Origin of the sequence: Morganella morganii H1r (assembly GCF_000633515.1) — a bacterium.
Lineage (GTDB): Bacteria > Pseudomonadota > Gammaproteobacteria > Enterobacterales > Enterobacteriaceae > Morganella > Morganella morganii_B.
In genome coordinates, this window is the sequence record NZ_AYMP01000018.1 from 183,370 (window position 1) to 204,324 (window position 20,955).

22 protein-coding genes are annotated in these 20,955 nt (G+C 52.9%); 17 read left to right on the plus strand and 5 right to left on the minus strand.

The features are described from left to right. Nucleotide 1: 1 nt before the first annotated feature. Complete coding sequence (locus U868_RS0112150) at nt 2-721, minus strand: SDR family oxidoreductase (RefSeq protein WP_025153529.1); 720 nt, start codon at nt 719-721, stop codon at nt 2-4. A gap of 103 nt (nt 722-824) precedes the next feature. Here U868_RS0112150 and U868_RS0112155 point away from each other — a divergent pair, with 103 nt between their 5' ends. Beyond that, nucleotides 825-1,184: a winged helix-turn-helix transcriptional regulator gene (locus U868_RS0112155; RefSeq protein ID WP_025153530.1), complete on the plus strand. Its 360-nt coding sequence runs from the start codon at nt 825-827 to the stop codon at nt 1,182-1,184. Here the strand turns inward: U868_RS0112155 and U868_RS0112160 are convergent. Then, nucleotides 1,154-1,681 (minus strand): YbgA family protein, encoded by a 528-nt coding sequence (locus U868_RS0112160; protein ID WP_025153531.1) that lies wholly within the window; start codon nt 1,679-1,681, stop codon nt 1,154-1,156. The two genes, U868_RS0112155 and U868_RS0112160, sit on opposite strands and share 31 nt — an antisense overlap. 290 nt (nt 1,682-1,971) lie before the next feature. On the opposite strand from U868_RS0112160, the gene rsfS reads away from it, so the two are divergent. From rsfS to U868_RS0112215, 10 genes are all read left to right on the plus strand, one after another. Then, nucleotides 1,972-2,298: a ribosome silencing factor gene (gene rsfS, locus U868_RS0112165; RefSeq protein ID WP_080694358.1), complete on the plus strand. Its 327-nt coding sequence runs from the start codon at nt 1,972-1,974 to the stop codon at nt 2,296-2,298. Nucleotides 2,299-2,301: 3 nt separating this feature from the next. Continuing rightward, nucleotides 2,302-2,772: a 23S rRNA (pseudouridine(1915)-N(3))-methyltransferase RlmH gene (gene rlmH, locus U868_RS0112170; RefSeq protein WP_004235593.1), complete on the plus strand. Its 471-nt coding sequence runs from the start codon at nt 2,302-2,304 to the stop codon at nt 2,770-2,772. A 56-nt stretch (nt 2,773-2,828) separates the two neighbouring features. Continuing rightward, entirely contained in the window at nt 2,829-4,709 is a 1,881-nt protein-coding gene (gene mrdA / locus U868_RS0112175) for a peptidoglycan DD-transpeptidase MrdA (RefSeq protein ID WP_029991086.1), read from the plus strand. Nucleotides 4,710-4,714: 5 nt separating this feature from the next. Next, entirely contained in the window at nt 4,715-5,827 is a 1,113-nt protein-coding gene (gene mrdB, locus U868_RS0112180) for a peptidoglycan glycosyltransferase MrdB (protein WP_025153534.1), read from the plus strand. A 17-nt stretch (nt 5,828-5,844) separates the two neighbouring features. Then, nucleotides 5,845-6,834: an endolytic peptidoglycan transglycosylase RlpA gene (gene rlpA, locus U868_RS0112185; RefSeq protein ID WP_025153535.1), complete on the plus strand. Its 990-nt coding sequence runs from the start codon at nt 5,845-5,847 to the stop codon at nt 6,832-6,834. 93 nt (nt 6,835-6,927) lie between these two features. Next, nucleotides 6,928-8,142, plus strand: a complete 1,215-nt coding sequence (dacA, locus tag U868_RS0112190) for a D-alanyl-D-alanine carboxypeptidase DacA (RefSeq protein ID WP_025153536.1) — start codon at nt 6,928-6,930, stop codon at nt 8,140-8,142. A 68-nt stretch (nt 8,143-8,210) separates the two neighbouring features. Continuing rightward, the gene (gene ybeD, locus U868_RS0112195; RefSeq protein ID WP_004235588.1) at nt 8,211-8,474 is read left to right on the plus strand and encodes a DUF493 family protein YbeD; all 264 of its coding nucleotides are present in this window, start codon (nt 8,211-8,213) and stop codon (nt 8,472-8,474) included. A 303-nt stretch (nt 8,475-8,777) separates the two neighbouring features. After that, the gene (lipB, locus tag U868_RS0112200) at nt 8,778-9,410 is read left to right on the plus strand and encodes a lipoyl(octanoyl) transferase LipB (protein ID WP_025153537.1); all 633 of its coding nucleotides are present in this window, start codon (nt 8,778-8,780) and stop codon (nt 9,408-9,410) included. A gap of 131 nt (nt 9,411-9,541) precedes the next feature. Continuing rightward, a complete protein-coding gene (gene lipA / locus U868_RS0112210) occupies nt 9,542-10,507 on the plus strand; it encodes a lipoyl synthase (RefSeq protein ID WP_025153538.1) in 966 nt (321 codons plus the stop codon). Between the two features lie 300 nt (nt 10,508-10,807). Then, on the plus strand, nt 10,808-11,659 hold the full coding sequence (locus tag U868_RS0112215; RefSeq protein WP_430623533.1) for an EamA family transporter: 852 nt from the start codon (nt 10,808-10,810) through the stop codon (nt 11,657-11,659). A 90-nt stretch (nt 11,660-11,749) separates the two neighbouring features. Here the strand turns inward: U868_RS0112215 and cspE are convergent, their stop codons facing one another. From cspE to mnmH, 3 genes are all read right to left on the minus strand, one after another. Continuing rightward, nucleotides 11,750-11,959, minus strand: a complete 210-nt coding sequence (gene cspE / locus U868_RS0112220) for a transcription antiterminator/RNA stability regulator CspE (protein WP_004235583.1) — start codon at nt 11,957-11,959, stop codon at nt 11,750-11,752. A gap of 199 nt (nt 11,960-12,158) precedes the next feature. Beyond that, the gene (locus tag U868_RS0112225) at nt 12,159-12,626 is read right to left on the minus strand and encodes a methylated-DNA--[protein]-cysteine S-methyltransferase (protein ID WP_025153540.1); all 468 of its coding nucleotides are present in this window, start codon (nt 12,624-12,626) and stop codon (nt 12,159-12,161) included. 181 nt (nt 12,627-12,807) lie between these two features. After that, on the minus strand, nt 12,808-13,890 hold the full coding sequence (mnmH, locus tag U868_RS0112230) for a tRNA 2-selenouridine(34) synthase MnmH (protein WP_025153541.1): 1,083 nt from the start codon (nt 13,888-13,890) through the stop codon (nt 12,808-12,810). 308 nt (nt 13,891-14,198) lie between these two features. On the opposite strand from mnmH, the gene nrdH reads away from it, so the two are divergent. The 6 genes from nrdH to proW all read left to right on the plus strand — a co-directional run bounded on the left by nrdH (nt 14,199) and on the right by proW (nt 20,929). Continuing rightward, a complete protein-coding gene (nrdH, locus tag U868_RS0112235) occupies nt 14,199-14,417 on the plus strand; it encodes a glutaredoxin-like protein NrdH (protein WP_025153542.1) in 219 nt (72 codons plus the stop codon). Nucleotides 14,418-14,438: 21 nt separating this feature from the next. Then, nucleotides 14,439-14,855: a class Ib ribonucleoside-diphosphate reductase assembly flavoprotein NrdI gene (gene nrdI, locus U868_RS0112240; RefSeq protein WP_025153543.1), complete on the plus strand. Its 417-nt coding sequence runs from the start codon at nt 14,439-14,441 to the stop codon at nt 14,853-14,855. A 30-nt stretch (nt 14,856-14,885) separates the two neighbouring features. Further along, nucleotides 14,886-17,006, plus strand: coding sequence for a class 1b ribonucleoside-diphosphate reductase subunit alpha (nrdE, locus tag U868_RS0112245; protein WP_025153544.1), 2,121 nt, complete (start codon nt 14,886-14,888; stop codon nt 17,004-17,006). 23 nt (nt 17,007-17,029) lie between these two features. After that, complete coding sequence (nrdF, locus tag U868_RS0112250; protein WP_029991089.1) at nt 17,030-17,992, plus strand: class 1b ribonucleoside-diphosphate reductase subunit beta; 963 nt, start codon at nt 17,030-17,032, stop codon at nt 17,990-17,992. A 605-nt stretch (nt 17,993-18,597) separates the two neighbouring features. Beyond that, nucleotides 18,598-19,803 (plus strand): glycine betaine/L-proline ABC transporter ATP-binding protein ProV, encoded by a 1,206-nt coding sequence (gene proV, locus U868_RS0112255; RefSeq protein WP_024474192.1) that lies wholly within the window; start codon nt 18,598-18,600, stop codon nt 19,801-19,803. Then, nucleotides 19,790-20,929 (plus strand): glycine betaine/L-proline ABC transporter permease ProW, encoded by a 1,140-nt coding sequence (proW, locus tag U868_RS0112260; RefSeq protein ID WP_025153546.1) that lies wholly within the window; start codon nt 19,790-19,792, stop codon nt 20,927-20,929. The genes proV and proW overlap by 14 nt, the downstream gene beginning before the upstream one ends. Nucleotides 20,930-20,955 lie beyond the last annotated feature (26 nt).

A 20,955-nucleotide genomic window follows, 5' to 3' on the forward strand; every position in this document is an offset into this window, starting at 1 on the left:
CTCACCCCGCCTGCCGGGTTTTGGCAATCACAATCTCACGGATGCACACATCCTGCGGTTGCTGATAAGCAAACTGAATACAATCCGCGATTTTTTCCGGATCCAGGCCTGACTGAATCTCTTTTTTCCAGGTCTGGTAATTCTGCTTAATTTCCTCATTGGTGGTATGACTTAATAACGGTGTTTCCACCACGCCCGGGGCTATGGTAATTAAACGGACATTTGACGGAGCCACTTCCTCACGGATATTTTCCGTTATTGCATGAACGGCAAATTTAGTTCCGCAATACACGGAATGGCTCGGAAACGTTTTTCGCCCGGCAATCGAACTGATATTAATAATGGTGCCTTCCTGACGCGCAACCATATCGTGCAATACAATATTAATCCCGGTCAGAACACCGTTAATATTCACATCCACCATTTGCTGCCATTCGGCATAATCCTGATCATACGGATTATCCAGCAGCATAACGCCCGCACAGTTAATTAATAAATCCGTTTTGCCGTACAGACTTTCCGCTTCTGCTATGGCGGCTTTCATTGCCGCAAGATCGGTCACATCCACGCTGCGGCACAGGCTGTCCGGCAGATGAAACCCTTCGGTAATCCGGCTGCGGCGTGCCAGTAATAAGACCGGATGTCCGGCCTGACTCATCCGTTTTGCCACAGATTCACCGATACCGGAACTGGCGCCGGTAATAACCACTAATTTTTTCATTGCATTTATCCTGAAAATATAAATAAAGTTGCATGATTTTATGCCTTGCTTTACATATATCAAGAAGGCAGATTTATTTCACAAAGTAACCTGAAGGTAACTAATGGACGATAAAATAAAGAAAATTGTAGTGGTCAGTGAAATAGAAGTGACGCTGTCGGTTATCGGCGGGAAATATAAACCGTTAATATTAAATTTATTATCTGAAAAAACCGTTCAGCGTTTCGGGGAAATACGGGCTTATATTGTCAATATTTCACAAAAAACATTAACCAATCAATTACGCGAGATGGAAGCGGATGGCCTGCTGACCCGGACGGTCTTTGCCGAAGTGCCGCCCCGCGTGGAATACACCATTACAGAAAAAGGCCGTTCGCTGATCCCGATTCTGCTGCTGATGTGTGACTGGGGCTATGAAAATATGGGCGACCGCTACACACTGCTGCGCCCGGAGTGTGACTGAGCCGCTGTCACCGGCTGCAGGATAGCCTGCTCACACAGATAATCTGTCTGATAGTGACGGGCAGTGGTGAGTAACAGATGCTTTACCGCCGCCGCAGAGCCGGTTCCGGTACGGTAAGCCTCAATCGCCGCACTCATCTGCTGTTTTTCTGCCGGGCTCAGCAGGCGTTTGAAATACCCCTGCATATGCATCAGTGCATTGGTCATATTGGCGCGGGTCGCGGGTTGTGAAAATGCAGTGAGTAACATCTGCTGCCAGACCGCCGCCGTTTCCGCCAGTTCAGCCGGGGAGAGTGTTCCCGCCTGTGATAACAGTCGCCCGCTGCTTTTATATATCTGCGGTGAATAAGCCATCAGCGCGTATTTGTAACGGCTGTGCAGACGGATCAGACCGCCCGCACTGAGCGGCGGATTCAGTGCCTGAATCAGTTCCTGCTGTGCCTGCTGCCGCCACAACGCTTCCTCATCATCATTTTCCGTCTGTCGCTGATATGTCATATTTTCCGCCTTTTTATCTGTTACGGAGTGACTATAGTACAAAGTACACTGTTTCTGTTTTCCCTGTCCGTACATTTCCTGATATTTCTTTAATCTTTACTGCTTTGTATTCCCCCTGTTCGCTGTTATTCTTGCGGTGCCGGCGGCAACGCAGGGTGAGCCTCGCAAAATTGCCCTCTGTAACGTAAAATAGCGATTATCCCCCGGCACACAGCAACCCCGCACCTGAACTGCCACGGCGGTACGACTGACGGGGATGTGTTCTGTTATCTATTTATCCGGAATATAAGGTGAACCTTTTGCAAGGCACAGAATTACTTGAGTTTATTATTGATAAACTCGAAGACTCCAAAGCACAGGACATTATTACTATTGATGTACGCGGTAAATCCAGCATTACCGACCACATGATTATCTGTACCGGTACATCCAGCCGCCATCTGGCGTCTGTCGCCGATAACCTCATCACTGACTGCCGTCAGGCCGGTATGATGCCGCTCGGCGTGGAAGGTCAGGGCATTTCCGACTGGATTGTTGTTGATCTCGGTGAAGCTATCGTGCATGTGATGCAGGATGAAAGCCGCCGTATGTATGAATTAGAGAAACTCTGGAGCTGAGTGTTGAAGTTACAGCTCATTGCCGTCGGCACCAAAATGCCTGACTGGGTCGAAACCGGATTTCAGGATTATCTCCATCGTTTTCCGAAAGATATGCCGTTTGAACTGACCGAAATCCCGGCCGGAAAGCGGGGGAAAAACGCAGACATCAAACGGATCCTGGAAAAAGAAGGTGAGTTAATGCTGGCGGCGGCGGGTAAAGGCAACCGGATTGTCACACTGGATATTCCCGGCGCACGCTGGGATACCCCGCAGCTGGCCGGGCAACTGGAACGCTGGAAACAGGACGGACGCAACATCAGCCTGCTTATCGGCGGCCCGGAAGGCCTTTCGCCTGCCTGTAAAGCCGCCGCTGAGCAGAGCTGGTCGCTCTCCCCGCTGACCCTGCCGCATCCGCTGGTGCGTGTGCTGGTGGCGGAGAGTCTGTACCGCGCCTGGAGTATTACTGCCAATCATCCGTATCACAGGGAATAACCGCAGTGCCCGGTCTGAACGCGCCTGACGGCGATAAGAAAAAACACAAGCAACGGATGGACTTCCGCGATTACAGCGCGGAATCCGCCCTGTTTATCCGCCGTGCGGTGGTTGCATTTATCGGTATTGTTATTCTGTCTGCCGTACTGGTGGTGAATCTCTATCATCTCCAGATTAACCGCCATGAAGATTATCAGACCCGCTCCAATGATAACCGGATCAAACTGGTTCCGATTCCGCCGAGCCGTGGTCTGATTTATGACCGCAAAGGTACCCTGCTGGCGGAAAACAGAACCATTTATCAGCTCGAAATCGTGCCGGAGAAAGTCACCGGCCTGCCGGACGTACTGAATGAGCTGCGCGAGATTGTCGATCTGACCGACGAAGATATCGCGAATTATGAAAAAGAGCGCCGCCGTTCGCGCCGCTTTACCTCTATTCCGCTGAAAACCCCGCTCAACCAGATTCAGGTGGCGCGGTTTTCGGTAAATCAGTACCGGTTTCCGGGACTGGAAATCAAAGGCTATCAGCGCCGCTTCTACCCTTACGGCTCTGCCCTGACCCATGTGATTGGTTATGTGGCAAAAATTAACGACAAAGATGTCGAACGCCTGGATAAAGACGGTATTTTACCGAACTATGCCGCCACCCATGATATCGGTAAGCTGGGCATTGAGCGCTATTATGAATCCGTCCTGCACGGCAAAACCGGCTATGAGGAAGTGGAAGTCAACAGCCGCGGCCGCGTGATCCGCCAGTTACACGAGCAGGCACCGCAGGCCGGGAAAGATATCTATCTGACGATTGATCTCGAGTTGCAGATGTATATCGAAAAGCTGCTGACCACCAGCCGGGCGGCTGTCGTGGTCAGTGATCCGCGTAACGGCGAAATTCTCGCACTGGTGTCCAACCCGAGTTATGACCCGAACCTGTTTGTGAACGGCATTTCCGGTCCGGATTACCGGGGTCTGCTCAACAACCCGGATCGTCCGCTGATCAACCGTACCACCCAGGGGCTCTATCCGCCTGCATCCACCGTGAAACCGTTTATTTCAGTGGCGGCACTCAGCGAAAACGTGATCACCCGTAACACCACCATTTTTGACCCCGGCTGGTGGCAGCTGCCGGGATCGGAAAAACGTTACCGCGACTGGAAACGCTATGGTCACGGCAACCTGAACGTGGTGAAATCGATTATTGAATCGGCAGATACCTTCTTCTATCAGGTGGCGTATGACATGGGGATCGACCGCCTGTCCGCCTGGATGACCCGCTTCGGTTACGGCGAGTATTCCGGTATTGATCTGATCGAAGAGTACAACGGCGTGATGCCGACCCGTGAATGGAAACAGCGGCGCTATAAAAAACAGTGGTATCAGGGCGATACCATCCCGGTCGGGATCGGTCAGGGATACTGGACATCAACGCCTATTCAGATGGCGAAAGCCCTTAATACCCTGATCAATGATGGTGTGGTGAAAACGCCGCACCTGCTGCTCGGTACCAAAGAAGGTAACGGCATGCTGCCGTATGAGCAGAAAGAACATATTGCTATCGGTGACATTCATTCCGGTTACTGGGAGCTGGCCAAGTCCGGGATGTTCGGCGTTGCCAATGCCCCGAACGGCACCGGCCGCAAATTCTTTGCCGGTACACCGTACAAAGCGGCTGCCAAATCCGGTACGGCACAGGTGTTCAGTTATGAAACCTATAACGCCAGCAAACTGGCGGAACGTCTGCGCGACCATAAATTAATGATTGCCTACGCACCGTATGATAACCCGAAAGTGGCGGTGACCATTATTCTGGAAAACGGCGGTGCAGGCCCGGCAGTCGGTACCCTGGTCCGCCAGATCCTTGATCACGTCCTGCTGGGTGATAACAACACGGTACTGCCGGATGCTCCGCCGTCGCCACCCGGCAGTGAAACAGAGTAATGCCCATGACTGATAATCCGCGCAAAGTATCCCTGATGACCCGCATGCACATCGACTTCCCGTTGCTGGTACTGCTGCTGATCCTGCTGGTTTACAGCGCATTTGTGCTGTGGAGTGCCAGCGGGCTGGATCCGGAGATGATGGAGCGCCGCCTCGGGCAGATTTTCTCCGGCATCATTATTATGCTGATCCTGGCGCAAATTCCGCCCCGCGTGTATGAAACCTGGGCACCGCATCTCTATATTGTCTGTGTACTCCTGCTGGTTTTTGTTGATGTCTTCGGGCAGATCAGTAAAGGCGCGCAGCGCTGGCTGGATCTGGGGATAGTCCGTTTTCAGCCGTCCGAGATTGCCAAAATTGCGGTTCCGCTGATGGTGGCGCGATTTATGAACCGCGACCAGTGTCCGCCGACCCTGAAAAATACCGCCATTGCCCTGCTGCTGGTGGTGGTACCGACTCTGCTGGTCGCTGCACAGCCGGATCTCGGGACGTCTATCCTGGTTGCCGCCTCCGGTATTTTTGTGCTGTTTCTGGCCGGGATGAGCTGGCGTCTTATCGGGATCGCCGTGTTGCTGCTTGCCGCCTTTATTCCGCTGCTCTGGTTTTTCCTGATGCACGATTACCAGCGCGGCCGGGTGATGATGCTGCTCGATCCGGAAACCGACCCGCTCGGTGCCGGTTATCATATTATTCAGTCAAAAATTGCCATTGGCTCCGGCGGGCTGGCCGGCAAAGGCTGGATGCTGGGCACCCAGTCCCAGCTGGAATTTCTGCCGGAACGTCATACTGACTTTATCTTTGCTGTCCTCGCGGAAGAGCTCGGGCTGGTGGGGGTGATCTTCCTGCTGGTACTCTATCTGCTGATCATTATTCGCGGGCTGATGATTGCCGCCCGCGCTCAGAATACCTTCGGACGGGTAATGGTGGGCGGTCTGATGCTCATCTTTTTTGTCTATGTGTTTGTCAATATCGGTATGGTCAGCGGGATCCTGCCGGTGGTCGGTGTACCACTGCCGATGATGAGTTACGGCGGCTCCGCCCTTATTGTATTAATGGCAGGGTTTGGTATTGTCATGTCAATTCATACACACCGTAAGATGCTGTCAAAAAGCTTATAATACATTACGAGGTTTTCATGCGTTTACAATGGATTGCGGTCACCGTGATGGCCGCCCTGCTGGCAGGCTGCCCGTCAGTGCAGCCGCCGGTCAAACAGACACCGCCGCCGGGCCCGGCAAAAGAGATCCTCGGCGCCGTACCGGCTTATGAGCCGCTGCATCCGGGCGCAAATAATGATTATGTCCGTAATGGTCAGCAGTATCAGATTGTCCGTGATCCGGAAAACTTCAGTCAGCAGGGCTATGCCTGGATTTACGGTCAGGCCCAGAACGGCAACCGGACAGCCACCGGTGAGATCATCAACAGCGCCGAACTGACCGCCTCCCACCCGACACTGCCGATCCCGGGCTATGCGCGGATCACCAATATGGCGAATAACCGCATGATGGTGGTACGGATTAACGATCGCGGCCCGTATATGCCGGGCAAACAGATCGGGCTTTCCCGGGCTGTGGCAGATCGCCTGAACCTGCTGCCGAACACCAAAATTAAAATTGACCCGATTGTGGTGGCGGAAGACGGTTCCCTGAGCGGAACCGGGACTGTCGGTACCGTGGTCGCCAAACAGAGCTATGCTTTACCGGGCCGCCCGGAACTGGGAAAAACCAGTGCGCTGGGGACACCGGTAACCAACACCACCCCGGTGGTGCCGATCAGCAGCCGTCCTGTTATGGCACAGCCGCAGCCGGAATCCGCGCTGATCCCGACCGTGAAACAGCCCGCGGCACCGGCAGAAACACAAACTGAAAATACAGCCTCTCCTGCACCACAACAGGCTGCGGTGAATGGTTACCGAGTCCAGGTAGGTGCAGTGGCGAGCGAGGAGCGCGCATCACAGTGGCAGAAAGAACTCAGCGACAAACTGGGTGTGCCCGGTATGACTGAATCCTCCGGTGATATGTTCCGTGTCCAGCTGGGGCCGTTTACCAGCCGTGAGCGGGCCGCCGAAGTACAGGGACGCCTTCAGCAGCAGCTGAATATGAATTCATTTATCCTGGCACCGTAAAAGCAGGCAGTGATAACACTACGCGCTGTCATAGCTGTTTTGCTATGATAGCGTTTCTTTTTCACCGGCATCATCAATGTTGTTTTAACACTCATGAAATACGCAACGACTTATCAACACCGCGCCGGGCGCCTGGCCGCTTTCGGTCTGACCCTGGCACTGAGCGCCGCAGCTTCTGCCGCTGATGTTCCGAATCTGAATACCACCATCCCGCCTGTTCCGGATATTGAAGCGGAATCCTATATTCTGATGGATTACCATTCCGGCAAAATACTGGCGGAAAAAAATGCCGATGTCCGCCGTGACCCTGCCAGTCTGACCAAAATGATGACCAGCTATGTCATCGGCCAGGCAATGAACACCGGTAAATTCACCCCGGACACCATGGTCACCATCGGGGAAAACGCCTGGGCGACCGGTAACCCGGTATTCCGCGGCTCCTCGCTGATGTTCCTCAAACCGGGCGAGCGCGTCAGCGTGGCGGATCTCACACGCGGCATCAATCTGCAATCCGGTAATGATGCCTGTGTGGCGATGGCGGAATTTGTTGCCGGTGATCAGGACACGTTTGTCGGTCAGATGAACCAGTATGTGGCGCAGCTTGGTCTGAAAAATACCCACTTTAAAACCGTTCACGGCCTGGATGCCGACGGCCAGTACAGCAGTGCGCGGGATATGGCGCTCATTGGTCAGGCAATGATCCGTGACGTGCCGAATGAATATGCTATCTATAAAGAGCGCTCATTCACCTATAATAATATTACCCAGCAAAACCGTAACGACCTGCTGGGTGATAAAAGCCTGAATGCGGACGGGATTAAAACCGGTCACACCAACGGTGCGGGGTATAACCTGGTCGCCTCTGCCACCGAAGGGGATATGCGTCTGATCTCCGTGGTGATGGGCACCAAATCTGCCAAAGCCCGCAATGCGGAAAGCAAGAAACTGCTCACCTGGGGCTTCCGTTTCTTTGAAACGGTCAAACCGATGCAGAAAGACAACCCGCTGGTGTCTGAAATCGTCTGGTTCGGGGACAAAGACAAAGTGCAGCTGGGAGTGGAAAATGATGTTTATCTCACCATTCCGCGCGGCCGCCTGAAAGATCTGAAAGCCGGTTTTGTCCTGATCGATCCGGAACTGCATGCGCCGCTGGCGAAAAACCAGGTGGTCGGCACCATTAACTTCCAGCTCGACAACCAGATCATTGAAACCCGGCCGCTGGTCGTGACGGAAGCCGTCCCGGAAGGGAACTTCTTCAGTCGTCTGATCGACTATATCCGTCTGCTGTTTCACCGCTGGTTCGGCTGAGACTTGAAATCAGATGAACTATCCCCATATTTAGTTCATCTGACGTTTTGCTTTATTAAGGAGCACCCATGAAAACCAAACTCAATGAACTGTTAGAGTTCCCCTGCTCATTTACCTACAAAGTGATGGGTGCCGCTGAACCGGAATTAGTGAATGATGTTCTGGAAGTGATCCAGCGCCACGCGCCGGGTGACTACAGTCCGTCAATCAAACCAAGCAGCAAAGGGACCTATCATTCCGTTTCTGTCACCATTGACGCGACACACATTGAGCAGATCGAGAATCTGTACGAAGAATTAGGCGCGTTAGAGCGCGTGAGAATGGTGTTGTAACACCGTCATTTCTTCATCATTTCAGGCCGCCTTTCAAAGCGGCCTAAGATTGCTGACAAAGCAGGATAAAACGTAGTTTTTCCTGCTTTGTGTTATCAGCCGAAAATCAATAACTTGATTTTCCTGGTTTATTTTCACAACCTCTGTCGGTCGTCGCCAACCCCTGCGGGTTTGTCAACGGCCTGCGGCCGCCTTTCCGGGCGGCCTTTTTTTATCCTTCTGAACATTTTATGCGCATCACTGGTACGCATTTGCCGTGCGCGTTATACTGCTGGCCCGGCATACCGAACTGAAGATACCATTTTGCAAAATAACACCATCATTTTACGTCAGCTGGGCCTGCGGCCTTATCATCCTGTCTCTGAAGCCATGCACCAATTTACTGAACAGCGTACGGCGGAAACCGGCAACGAGATCTGGCTGGTTGAGCATGAACGTGTTTTTACCCAGGGTCAGGCCGGTAAAGCCGAGCATGTCCTTGCCCCCGGCGATATCCCGGTGATCCAGTCCGATCGCGGCGGCCAGGTGACCTACCACGGCCCGGGACAGCAGGTTATGTATGTGCTGATTGATCTTAAACGTGACAAAATCGGTGTGCGGGAACTGGTATCCGCCCTGGAAAACTCAGTGGTTGAGACACTGAAACAATGGAATATTGAGGCTTACCCGCGCCCGGATGCCCCCGGTGTTTATGTGGCGGGTAACAAAATCTGTTCACTCGGTCTGCGGATACGCAATGGTCGCTCATTCCACGGCCTTGCACTCAATATCAATATGGATCTCGAACCTTTTCACCGCATTAATCCGTGTGGCTATGCCGGTCTCGCCATGACACAAATGGCTGATTTTGTTCCCGGTATTACCCTTGCGGATGTTCAGCCCGTGCTGACCGCACAATTCTGCAGGCAATTAGGATTCCAACTTGCCGCAGAATAGTGTTATAATTTTTTTAACATTTTTAAAAAGATTTTTAAAAGATTGATGACTTTGTTACATTCAGCAGGCAGGCCGTCACCACGGCGCTCATCAATCACTATCCGATGAATCTAACCGGAAATGACATCAACATGAGTAAACCAATTCAGATGGAACGCGGTATCAAATACCGTGATGCCGATAAAATGGCGCTTATCCCGGTCAAAAACCTGGTATCAGAGACGACCGAACGATTACGCAAACCAAGCTGGATGAAAATCAAGCTTCCGGCTGATTCCCATAAAATCAAAGGGATCAAAGATGCAATGCGCCGTAACGGCCTGCATTCTGTCTGTGAGGAAGCCTCCTGCCCGAACCTGAGCGAATGCTTTAACCACGGTACCGCCACGTTTATGATCCTCGGGGCTATCTGCACCCGCCGCTGCCCGTTCTGTGACGTTGCCCACGGCCGCCCGAATGCACCGGATGCCAATGAGCCGCAGAAACTCGGTCAGACTATCAAAGACATGGGACTGCGTTATGTGGTGATCACCTCTGTTGACCGTGATGACCTGCGCGACGGCGGCGCACAGCATTTTGCTGACTGTATCACCGCTATCCGCGACCACAGCCCGGCAATTAAAATTGAGACCCTGGTACCGGACTTCCGCGGCCGGATGGATAAAGCACTGGAAATTCTGACCGCCACCCCGCCGGATGTTTTCAACCACAACCTGGAAAACGTACCGCGTATTTACCGCCAGGTACGCCCGGGTGCAAACTATGAGTGGTCACTGAAACTGCTGGAGCGCTTTAAAGAAGCCCATCCGGAAGTCCCGACCAAATCCGGTCTGATGGTCGGCTTAGGCGAGACCAATGAAGAGATCCTTGATGTGATGCGCGACCTGCGCCGTCACGGCGTGACCATGCTGACCCTGGGGCAGTATCTCCAGCCGAGCCGTCACCATCTGCCGGTTCAGCGTTATGTCAGCCCGGAAGAGTTTGAGGAAATGAAAGCCGAAGCAATGGCAATGGGCTTCACCCACGCCGCCTGCGGCCCGTTTGTCCGCTCTTCTTACCATGCTGATTTGCAGGCCAAAGGCGAAGAAGTTAAATAATTTCCCGCTGTTCTGCGAATACCGGAAACCGCCGCTGAAAAACGGCGGTTTTTTTATGCCACTCCGGTGATGACGCGGGTAACGGGCAAAACGAAAAGTCGCTGTAAACACATCCCTGTGCGCTCGGATCGCGCCATCCATGGCGCTTACGCTTTTCGTTCGCCTGCCCGTTACCGGCGTTTTACCTGACCGGAAAACATCTCAATGATGTATGTCTTTTGTGCTCTGCCCCGCTGCCGCTATTCCCCCCGCAACGGATGCGGATTATGATGCGTTCCATATCACATTATTAATGAGTAAATGATGAAACGTAGCGGCGTTTTATGCCTGACAGCACTGGCTCCCGCCGTCTGGGGCAGTACTTACCTGATAACAACCGAAATGCTGCCTGCAGGCTACCCGATGACTGTTGCCATGCTGCGCGCCTTACCCGCCGGTCTGCTGCTGATGCTGTTTATCCGCCGGTTGCCGAAAGGGATCTGGTGGGGGCGGATTTTCGTGCTCGGGGCACTGAATTTCGCGGTGTTCTGGTGGCTGCTGTTTGTCTCGGCCTATCGCCTGCCGGGCGGTGTCGCCGCAACAGTCGGGGCCATTCAGCCGCTGATTGTGCTGCTGCTCTCCCGCATGGTGCTGGGCAATGTGCTGAAGCCCCCGGCGGTGCTCGGCGCACTGTGCGGGATAGGCGGGGTGGCGCTGCTGTTACTGACACCGCAGGCAAAACTTGACACTATCGGTATTATTGCCGGATTAGCCGGTGCGTTCTCCATGGCCGCCGGTACGGTGCTGAGCCGCCGCTGGCAGCCGGACGTCTCACCGCTGACCTTTACCACCTGGCAGCTTACCGCAGGCGGATTACTGCTGCTGCCGGTCTCTCTGCTGCTTGAACCGGCACTGCCGCCGCTGACACTGCTCAATATCAGCGGATTTTTGTATCTGGGACTGATTGGCGCGGCACTGACCTATCTGTTCTGGTTTCGCGGACTGGCAATCCTCGGACCAAACTCTGTGGCATCACTCGGTTTTCTCAGCCCGCTGACGGCAGTGCTGCTGGGCTGGTTTGTGCTGGATCAGCAACTGAGCCTGTTACAGTGTTCAGGGGTTATCGTGGTGATCGGCAGTGTCTGGCTCAGCCAGGTTGCTAACCGGCGCTGATATAAAAAAACCCGTTACCATGGTGAGTAACGGGTTTTCGTCACGGTAATGTCGAATTAAAATAACGGCTACGGTATAGCGTGTTACAACTTAGATCGAGACAACGTTTGCGGCAGACGGGCCTTTCGCACCATCAACGATTTCAAATTCCACTTTCTGGCCTTCTGCCAGTGTTTTGAAACCATCATTCAGAATTGCAGAGAAGTGAACAAACACATCTTTGCTGCCGTCTTCCGGAGTGATAAAACCGAAACCTTTTGCTTCGTTAAACCACTTCACGTTACCTTTGCGTTTTGACATTCAAAAAAACCTTTTTACAAGTGATAGTACTTCATCAGTACCCGGCCAGCCGTTTTCAGACTGTATTGATCCTGCCGGGCAATCTGGTTCGAGACTAAACTACCCGCCGGATAGTGACATTGTGAGAGATATTCCGCTGATATACCAGAGGATTTGTCCTGGTTATTTCAACGGTCAGCAGGAGTTGTCACCTTTTTACTCAGATAATACCTTCATGGCGTAACAGCCACTGCTTGATATCCAGGCCGCTGCTGTAGCCGCCCATTGAACCGTCATGTGCAATCACCCGGTGACACGGAATAATCAGACAAATCGGGTTACGCCCGTTTGCCATACCGACCGCGCGGCAGTAATTGGCAGAGCCCAGCTTAAGCGCCAGATCTTTATAAGACCAGGTGATCGCAAACGGAATGGTCGATAACTGCGCCCACACCCTGGTCTGGAATTCAGTACCGTGCGGATTGAGTTTTACACTGAAATCCTGCCGTTTCCCGGCGAAATATTCATCCAGCTCATGAATACACTGTCTGATATGCGGGTTATCACTGCCGCTCTGCTCCGGCGCAGTATCATCAAATCCCAGTTCAGTGATCCCCTGCTCATCCGCGCTGATAATGATAAAACGGCGGGGAAATCCGGTTGGAGCCTTTATATAAGTCGTCGCCATACGTTTGCCCTTTGTGCTGGTTTTGCTATAGCAAAACCTAATTGTGATAAAGAGACAAACATCATTTACGTCATTCATCTCACAACAGAGAAAATAACGAGACAAATGAATTCATGCAAGTCAGTTCACCGGAAAATGATCCCCCGGTGAACAGCTTTGTGACGGATGATAAGAGAACGAATTATTTCAGCCAGTCGGCGACGGCCTCATAGGTACCGCGAAAGAGGATGCGATCAGCTTTTTTGTCCAGCTGATAGCTGTACATCGGGTCGTAATATTCTTCCAGAAGCGGACACAGCCACGAGAAGTGGGCTTCCGTATTACCGCTGCGCCACTGCTCCGCGAGCGCACTGCCGAGCAGCGCGGTCAGTTCCGCTGCCCGCTGCGTGCCGAGCCGCCGCCGGATAGCGGACAACCCGTGATGCAGGTATTCACTGTATGCCTCACGCCCTTTTTCTTCGCCGTATGCGGCGGTGAAATCATAAGTCATGCGGTCAAAATACTCTTCTTTCAGGCGTTCCAGGCGGCGCTCAAACGGATCTTCCACCACCACCAGCGATGCCTGTGCCATTTGTGCCCGCAGCGGCTCCGGCAGGCCGTTGGCGCCGATGGCTCGGCCTTCATCTTCCAGCACCCAGCGGGTACAGGTTTCTTCTTTTTTTATCATGGCGGCAGCGAGATGGTTTTCAAATGTCGCCTGGGCAAACTGTGCCTCCAGCGTACGCCCGAAAGACGATCCGCGGTGATGCGCCAGCCCTTCCAGGTCGATACCGTCAGCCAGTTCGCCCACCAGCGTGGTTTTACCGCTGCCGGTACAGCCGCCGATCAGGATCACCGGACGCGCCACCAGTTCTTCAGTCACCTGAATCACCGCCTGACGCAGTGCTTTGTAACCACCGGTGATCAGCGGGTATTCCGTTCCCGCATCCCGCAGCCACTGCTGCACGATATGCGAGCGCTGGCCACCCCGGGCACAACAGAGATACCCCTGCGGATATTCCGCACAAGCCGCCAGCCAGTCCGCTATACGCTGCTCACGGCGTTCACCGCTGACCAGCTGATGTCCCAGTGCCAGCGCTTTTTCAGCGCCCTGCTGTTTATAGCAGGTACCGACAGCGGCCCGCTCCTCATCATTCATCAGCGGCAGATTGTGTGAGGCAGGCATGGCTCCCCGGCTGAATTCAACCGGCGCGCGGACATCAATCAGCGGGGTATCAGAAGCAAGGAGTATGCGGATAGTTCGGGAAGACGGGGCTAATTCCATAATAAATGTGTGATTTCAGTTCAGATGCCAATAAATTCAGCTGTCTGCAAAAGACAGTTCAGATTTTTTTATTGTACGCCTGACGGGGACATTTGTCGCTGCGGATTTTCCCCCTCCTCATATTCACCGTGCAGACAGTTCATCATGTGTTTACGCATATTCCGATTAATAATAGTGATAATCATTCAAAATATAAAAACACCATATATAGTGTGGTTGATATATTTAATATCTACATATAGTATTTAAAACACAGTTAACCCACGACATCTGCTCATAACGGGCAATGAAAACCACGGGAAACCGCCATGACAGTGACTATCTACAGCAAACCCGATTGCGTGCAGTGCAATGCCACTTACCAGATGCTGACACGGAAAAACATTCCGTTCAGTGTCATTGATATTACTCAGGATGAGCAGGCGTATCTGCATGTCCGCACACTGGGATATCAGCAGGTGCCGGTGGTGATCGCCGGTCAGGATCACTGGGCCGGGTTCCGTCCCGACAAACTTGCCGCCCTCTGAACCGCACACACCGGAGGCACCATGACCACACAGGCACTGATTTATTTCTCCACCCGTTCAGAAACCTGTCACCGTTTCACGGAAAAACTGGGGATCCCGGCCACGCGGCTGCCGGAAGACGGTGATCTCACTGCCACACAACCCTTTGTGCTGCTGGTGCCGACCTACGGCGGCGGCCATCACAGCGGCGCGGTGCCGCGTCCGGTGATCCGCTTTCTTAACCGCCCTGAAAACCGGGCGCTGCTGCGCGGTGTGATCGCCGCCGGGAATACCAACTTTGGCCGCGCTTATGCTATCGCCGGTGACATTATCGCCGCCAAATGTCAGGTGCCGTTTTTATACCGTTTTGAACTGCTCGGCACACAGGCGGATGTCAATAACGTCCGCCGCGGCTTACACCAATTCTGGCAGCAGCAGGCCGCAGAGACCGCCTGCTGAGTGCTGCTTACCTGATTCCGGGATAACACGATGACCACTGAATACACGGATTACCACGCCCTGAATGCTATGCTCAACCTGTATGATGCAGAGGGCCGGATCCAGTTTGATAAAGATGTGACGGCGGCACACCACTACTTCCGCCAGCATGTGAATCAGAACACCGTGTTTTTCCACAACCTGCGGGAAAAGCTCGATTTTCTGATTAATGAAAACTATTACGAAGCTGACGTTATCGCACAATATGATTTTGAATTTATTAAAAATCTGTTCCGGCTGGCGTACAGCAAAAAATTCCGCTTTGCGACCTTCCTCGGTGCCCTGAAATATTACACCGGTTATACCCTGAAAACCTTTGACGGCCAGCGCTATCTGGAGCGGTTTGAAGATCGCGTCTGCATGGTGGCGCTGACACTGGCGCGGGGAGATACGCAACTGGCAGAGCATCTGCTGGAAGAGATCATCAGCGGACGTTTCCAGCCCGCCACCCCGACCTTCCTCAACTGCGGCAAAAAACAGCGCGGTGAATTTGTCTCCTGCTTCCTGCTGCGAATCGAAGACAATATGGAATCCATCGGCCGCAGTGTGAACTCCGCCCTGCAACTCTCCAAACGCGGTGGTGGCGTGGCATTTCTGCTGACCAACCTGCGTGAGTCCGGTGCGCCGATCAAACTGATTGAAAACCAGTCCAGCGGGGTGGTGCCGGTGATGAAGATGCTGGAAGATGCCTTTTCTTACGCCAATCAGCTGGGGGCACGCCAGGGCGCCGGGGCGGTATATCTGCATGCGCACCATCCGGATATCCTCACGTTTCTCGATACCAAGCGGGAAAACGCGGATGAAAAAATCCGTATCAAAACCTTGTCTCTCGGCGTGGTGATCCCGGATATCACCTTTGAGCTGGCCAAAAATAATGAGCCGATGTACCTCTTCTCCCCGTACGATGTGGCGCGGATTTACGGCAAACCGATGTCAGAACTGAGCATCTCAGAGCACTATGCGGACATGGTGAATAACAAGGCCATCCGCAAACGCAAAATCAATGCCCGTGAGTTTTTCCGTATCCTGGCGGAGATCCAGTTTGAATCCGGTTATCCCTACATTATGTTTGAGGACAATGTGAACCGGGCAAACCCGGTCGCCGGCTACATTAATATGAGCAACCTCTGCTCGGAGATACTCCAGGTTAACAGCGCCAGTGAATACAATGATGATCTGAGTTACCGCCACACCGGGCGCGATATCAGCTGTAACCTCGGCTCGCTGAACATCGCGAAAATGATGGATTCCCCGGATTTCGCCCGCTCCGTTGAAATCGCCGTGCGCGGACTGACCTCGGTGTCAGATATGAGTCAGATCCGCAGTGTGCCGTCCATCGATCACGGTAACAAGGGTTCTCATGCTATCGGGCTCGGGCAGATGAACCTGCACGGTTATCTGGCGCGGGAGCATATTCATTATGGTTCAGAAGAAGGTATTGATTTCACCAATATCTATTTTTTAACCATCGCCTATTATGCCCTGAAAGCCTCCAACCGGCTGGCGATTGAGCGGCAGCAGACCTTCCGTAACTTTGAGCAGTCAGCCTATGCCAGCGGGGCGTATTTCAGTAAATACATCACACAGAAATGGGAACCGGCGACAGAGAAAGTCCGCGCCCTGTTTGCTGATGCCGGTATTACCGTTCCGTCACAGGCGGACTGGCAGCAGCTGAAAGAGAGTGTGATGGCGCACGGGCTGTACAACCAGAACTTACAGGCAGTCGCGCCGACCGGATCGATTTCCTATATCAATCACGCGACCTCCTCCATTCACCCGATTGTGGCCCGTATTGAGATCCGCAAAGAAGGCAAGCTCGGCCGTGTCTATTACCCGGCCGCCTTTATGACCAACGATAATCTTGAGTATTACCGGGATGCCTATGAAATCGGGCCGGAAAAGATTATCGATACATACGCCGCCGCCACGCAGCATGTTGATCAGGGCTTATCCCTCACCCTCTTTTTCAGTGATGAGGCATCCACCCGCGATATCAACCGCGCACAGATTTATGCCTGGCGCAAAGGGATAAAAACCCTCTATTACGTGCGCCTGCGCCAGTCCGCGCTGGAAGGCACCGAAGTGGCGGGCTGTGTTTCCTGCGCCGTATAAACCGTTTATTTCAGGATATTATCATGACCACATTAAGCCGCATTTCCGCGATTAACTGGAACCGGATCGGGGATGACAAAGACCTTGAGGTCTGGAACCGCCTGACCAGCAACTTCTGGCTGCCGGAAAAAGTGCCGCTCTCCAATGATATTCCGTCGTGGCAGACACTGACTCCGGCAGAGAAACAACTGACTATCCGCGTGTTCACCGGTCTGACCCTGCTGGATACTATTCAGAATACCGTCGGCGCACCGGCACTTATCCCAGATGCCCTGACGCCGCATGAAGAAGCGGTACTTTCCAATATCAGCTTTATGGAGGCGGTACATGCCCGCTCTTACAGCTCGGTTTTCTCCACGCTCTGCTCCACACAGGAAATTGATGACGCCTACCGCTGGAGTGAAGAGGAACCCACGCTGCAAAATAAAGCGGCGATTATCCTCGGCTATTACCGTGACCCGCACCCGCTGAAAAAGAAAGTTGCCAGTGTGTTTCTGGAATCCTTCCTATTCTATTCCGGATTTTATTTACCGATGTACTGGTCAAGCCGCGCCAAACTGACAAATACTGCCGATCTGATCCGTCTGATTATCCGGGATGAAGCAGTACACGGCTATTATATCGGTTATAAATTCCAGCGTTCATTACAGAATTATGACGAACAAACCCGCAAAGAAATAAAGGAATTCACCTTCAGTCTGTTATTTGATTTATACGAAAATGAAGTCAGTTATACACGGAAATTATATGACGGTGCCGGATGGTCTGAGGATGTGATTAAATTCCTGCATTACAACGCCAATAAGGCACTGATGAACTTAGGCTATGAAGCGTTGTTTCCGGAGAGTGTGACGGATGTCAGCCCGGCAATATTATCGGCACTGTCACCGGATGCCAACGAGAATCACGATTTCTTTTCCGGTTCAGGCTCTTCTTATGTGATAGGTAAAGCGGTGAACACAGAAGATGAGGACTGGGATTTTTAAATCAATCACTTCCGTTTAAGTATCGTACTATAAATACCGGTTTTATTAATGCACTGATATTACAGTATATTTGTATCAGTGCATTTTTCGCTCACAAAATAACCTGAATCATCAATTTTTACGGGGGTATTTTCCCGATATCAGGATATTTTTATCGAGTTGTTTTCTTACTTAACCTAAATATCCGTTATTGCACCATTAATTACACATCATTATTAATAAATATATTTAATGTGGAGTGATTTTTTTTCCCTGTTTTCGCGATGAATCTCACAACTTACTGACGCCGGAATTATCCGGCGGAATATCATCATATTCCCTTTTCCGGCATTCCGGATAAAAAGCGGTTAAAACAAGCGCCTGGTTAACTTTCCGCTGCTCTCTCTTTCTTATTCCCCGCAAATTATTCACATATTAATGAAATGGAATATTTACCGGATACCGGTGATTTTACACCAAAAATATATCCGCTCTTTTTGATTAATTATCATAAACAAGGGGTTGTCAGCATTATCTCGTATGCTAGGGTAAATAACGCTTTTTTTCAGGGAGAGGATCCACATTTACCTATTTCACATCCACGTTATTCTGAATGGATATACTGCATGGCAATAAAACTCGAAGTTAAAAATCTCTATAAAATATTCGGTGAGCACCCGAAACAGGCATTTGAATTATTAGAACAGGGCCTGGACAAAGAACATATCTTTGAAAAGACCGGTGCTACCGTCGGCGTACAGGACGCCAATCTGGCCATTGAAGAAGGCGAAATATTCGTCATCATGGGACTGAGCGGTTCAGGGAAATCCACCTTAGTTCGTCTTCTCAATCGCCTGATAGAACCGACCCGCGGCCAGGTGCTGATTGACGGCGAAGATATCGCTGTGATTTCCGATCAGGCACTGCGTGAGGTACGGCGCAAAAAAATCAGCATGGTGTTTCAGTCCTTTGCGCTGATGCCGCATATGTCGGTGATCGACAATACCGCATTCGGCCTGGAACTGGCCGGGATGAGCAAAGCGGAACGTCATGAACGCGCTCTGGATGCGCTGAAACAGGTCAACCTGGAGCAGTGGGCGAATTCCTATCCGGATGAGCTGTCCGGCGGGATGCGTCAGCGGATCGGGCTTGCCCGCGCGCTGGCGAATGACCCGGATATCCTGCTGATGGATGAGGCATTCTCCGCCCTTGACCCGCTGATCCGTACCGAGATGCAGGATGAGCTGCTGAGCCTCCAGGGCGATAAACAGCGCACCATCGTCTTTATTTCCCATGACCTCGACGAGGCCATGCGTATCGGCGACCGTATCGCCATTATGCAGGGCGGCGTGGTGGTGCAGGTCGGCACCCCGGATGAGATCCTCAATAATCCGGCTAATGATTATGTCCGTACCTTCTTCCGTGGTGTGGATATCAGTCATGTGTTCAGCGCCAAAGATATTGCCCGCCGCCGTGCGGATGCGCTGCTGCACGTGGCGCCGGGCTTCGGCCCGCGCTCAGCACTGAAAGTCCTCAATGATGATGACCGCGAATACGGCTATCTGATTGAACGCGGGCAAAAATTTGCCGGTATTGTTTCTGTTGCCTCACTGGAGGCGGCACTGAAAGCGAAAAAACCTATCACAGATGCCATTCTGAGCGAGCCGCAGGCGGTCAGCGCCGACACGCCGCTCAATGAGCTGCTGACCGTTGTCGCGCAGTCACCGTGTGCTGTTCCGGTGGTCGGCAACAACAACCGCTATGCCGGGGTTATCTCAAAAGGGATGCTGCTGCAGGCTTTAGATAAGGAGACGCCGAATGAGCCGGAATAATCAACAGGATACAGAACTGGATCCGTGGGCGGCGACATCAGAGCCGGATCCTTCATCATCACAGACCGTCCCGGACGCCGCAGACAGCAGTGATCCGTGGGGAAGTGCCGCCGATACCGGTGGTGCGGATGCCGACCCGTGGGGCGGCGCAGCCGACAGCGGCAGTGACTGGCTGGATGCCGCACCGGCAGATACCGGCCCTGCTTTTGACTGGGCTAACCCGTTTGATCACTCGCTGATCCCGTTTGACAGCTGGGTGACCGATGCCATCAACTGGATTGTGCTGCACTTCCGTCCGGTCTTTCAGGGCATCCGTGTGCCGATCGACTTTGTGCTCACGACCTTTGAACAGGGACTGACCGCCATTCCGGCGCCGATCGCCATTCTTATCTTTGCTCTGCTCGCCTGGCAGATGAGCGGCAAAGGGCTGGGGCTTGCCACCGTGATATCACTGACCTTTATCGGTGCCATCGGGGCATGGAATGAAGCAATGGTGACTCTGTCACTGGTTCTGACCGCCCTGATGTTCTGTATTATCATCGGGTTGCCTACCGGCATTGCCCTGGCACGCCATGAACGCGCCGCGAAATTTATCCGTCCGCTGCTTGATGCCATGCAGACAACACCGGCCTTCGTCTATCTGGTGCCGATTGTTATGCTGTTCGGTATCGGTAACGTACCGGGTGTGGTGGTAACCATTATCTTCGCCCTGCCGCCGGTGATCCGCCTGACTATCCTCGGGATCCGTCAGGTGCCCGCTGACCTGGTCGAAGCCGCAGAATCCTTTGGTGCCAACCCGCGCCAGATGCTGTTTAAAGTACAGCTGCCGCTGGCAATGCCGACCATCATGGCCGGGATCAACCAGACTCTGATGCTGGCACTGTCCATGGTGGTAATCGCCTCCATGATCGCCGTCGGCGGCCTGGGGCAGATGGTACTGCGCGGTATCGGCCGCCTGGATATGGGGCTGGCGTCTGTCGGTGGTGCGGGGATTGTCATTCTCGCCATTATTCTTGACCGCCTGACACAATCACTCGGGAAAGATTCCCGCAGCAAAGCCGGCCGCCGCTGGTATCACACCGGCCCTGCCGGGCTTATTACCCGTCCGTTCCGCCGCGCGCCGTAACACACGGCAGGGAGCCTCCGCTCCCG